The organism is Helicobacter pylori (assembly GCF_003637665.1).
In the GTDB taxonomy this organism is placed as follows: Bacteria; Campylobacterota; Campylobacteria; order Campylobacterales; family Helicobacteraceae; genus Helicobacter; species Helicobacter pylori_CK.
Genome location: NZ_MVWR01000023.1, coordinates 1 through 2,009, shown reverse-complemented (window position 1 = coordinate 2,009; position 2,009 = coordinate 1). Strand labels below are relative to the sequence as shown.

The 2,009-nt window shown below is 38.4% G+C and carries 1 pseudogene; it reads right to left on the bottom strand.

The features are described 5' to 3' along the window. Positions 1–2,009 (bottom strand): annotated as a pseudogene (locus tag EAL49_RS08175) (SNF2-related protein); the annotation flags it as partial.

Sequence of the window (2,009 nt, the reverse complement as noted above, 5' to 3'; positions counted from 1 at the left end):
CGCTTCTAAACTCACTTTTTGGCTATGGGTTTTGGGTGTGGATAGCCCTATGAAACCAAGTTGTGTGCCTTTAGTGGCATGAGTTTCTAAATAATTCTCATAGATATTTTTTGCCATAGCATAGCTTTTAGAAAATTCTTTTTCCACTTTAGCGTTAGGGTCAATCAAGCGGTAATCCAAAGCCACTTTTCTAGCGTCTGTGGTGCAAGAAAGGATATTGTCTTGCCCTTTTTTGCTTTTCTTGCCCTCGCATTTTTGCATCCTATCAATGATAGAGCCTTCATTATATTTACCATTTTCATCAGCAACGCCAATGAATTGAGCCACTTCTTCGCTTCTTTTCACCACCACATTGATAGGTTTATCCCCATACACTTTAGGCACAAAGTGGGGGTTATGCTTTAAAATGTCATCATTGGAGACAATATCCGCAAAAGCTCTATACATGGTGCTTAAGCCTTGCACATCGCTAAATTTAGAAAAGCGATTGATCATTTTATAACTTTGAGCGGAAGTGTCTAATTCAAAATCATTCACCACTTCCCCATAAGTCTTAGCCCAATCATCAAAGAATTCTAACCCTCTTTCTTTCAACACATCAGGGGTTAGGTAGCGTTGCAAGTGATACATTTCACTCAAGGAATTAGCTATAGGCGTGCCGGTTAAAAACATGATTTTCTTATCGTTTTGATGCAAGTAGCGCGTTTTAATAAACAAATCTCTAGCGCGATTAGAACCTTGTTGGTTGCCAAGCCCTGCAATTTTTTCCATAGAAGTTTCAAAGGCTAGATTTTTGAATAAGTGGGCTTCATCCACAATCAAATTGTCAATCCCCATTTGACTGATATCAATATGAGAGCCTTGTTTTTCTAAAATCGCATCGTATTTAGCGCGGATTTTATCCAACTTGTTTTTAAAGGCTCTTTCATTGGGTTTTTTAGTTTCTCTAGGGTTATTTTTATAAGCTAATTCTTGCCTTTCAAAGTTTTTTTCGGCATTCACTAGCTCTTCTTCTTTCAATTCTTCTATGATTCCTCTAGGGTTAGACAATAATTCCAAATGGGTGTGCGCGATAATCACAGCGTCATAATTGTTGTTAGCGATTTGATTGAATAAAAGCTCTCTTTCTTTTTCAGTGGTGTCCTTGCTATCAACGACTAACACATTAGCGTTAGGGTAAGCCTTATAAAATTCATCGCCCCATTGCTTGGTTAAATGGTTAGGCACGGCAATGAGCGTTTTATTCACTAACCCCATGCGTTTTTGCTCCATGCAACTGGCTATAGCGCACAAAGTCTTGCCTGCTCCAACCTGATGGTCTAAACACACCGCCCTGTCTTGGATGGTTCTAAAAATAGCGTTCTTTTGGTGGGGGCGCAAGCTGATATGGTGGTTAAAGCCCTCTAGTTCTAATTGCGAGCCATCATAGGTTTTTAAAACAGAGTTGTTGAAAGTGTCATTATAGATTTGCTCTAAATGGGTTCTTCTTGCATAATCCTTATAAATCCAGTCTTTAAAAGCTTCTTTCAATTCTTCTGCTTTTTGTCTGGCGAGATTGCTTTGCTCTTCATCAGTGATAAAGATTTCTTTTTTAGGATCATTAGGATCAACTTGGGCGTATTTAACGCTCAAATCCTTGTTGTTTAAGACTTTATTTAAAAGGCTTTCAAAAGGCACTTTATAAGAATGCGCTTTGTCTTTATGCCTGATACCATAAAGCTCGTTTAATTCATTGCTTCTAGCAAAAACTTCATAAGCACCGCTTAGGTGTTCTACTTTGATGTCTTCTTTGAGATTGCCTAGTTGGTAATCTGTCATTTTATCGCCGTATTGCTTTTCATAATGGTTAGCGCTCAATTCCATTAAAAACTCTTCTAATACTGAGTGGGTATCCAAGGGCTGTTGATATTAGCCATGATTTCAGTGGCTTTCAAATCTTTAGGGATAATCCGCTCTAAATCTTTCACATTAGCCTCTAATCCCTCCACGCCTTCTTTGATGGCTTCTTT